General features: G+C 58.2%; 1 protein-coding gene. It reads right to left on the bottom strand.

The genetic code is table 11. The features are described 5' to 3' along the window. On the bottom strand, nucleotides 1–273 hold a 273-nt coding region (locus MTCD1_RS19180; RefSeq protein WP_143760180.1), incomplete at both ends, for a phage tail tape measure family protein.

The raw sequence follows: 273 nt of genomic DNA, 5'->3' as shown, positions 1-273 counted from the left end.
GCTTTCTTATACGCAGCCTCTGCCTTAATCAGCATCTCCTGCGCGGTATCAGGACGACCAATATCCAGCACCGCATCCCACATGGATTTGAATGCCCGCGCAGTCCTGTCTGCCCAGGTCTCCAGCGTGCCCATGTTCTCTTTCAGGCGGCGGGTCTGGTCATCAAACCCTTTCGTTGCGGCCTCGTTCGCCGCCTGCAATGCCCCGGCTTCATCGCCGGAACGCTGCAACTGAGCAACATACGCAATCTGCTCCGCCGACACGTTATGGAAC

Origin of the sequence: Colwellia marinimaniae (genome assembly GCF_002207865.1) — a bacterium.
In the GTDB taxonomy this organism is placed as follows: domain Bacteria; phylum Pseudomonadota; class Gammaproteobacteria; order Enterobacterales; family Alteromonadaceae; genus Colwellia; species Colwellia marinimaniae.
The sequence above is the reverse complement of the archived record's forward strand: the minus strand, read 5'-3'. Positions and strand labels throughout refer to the sequence as shown.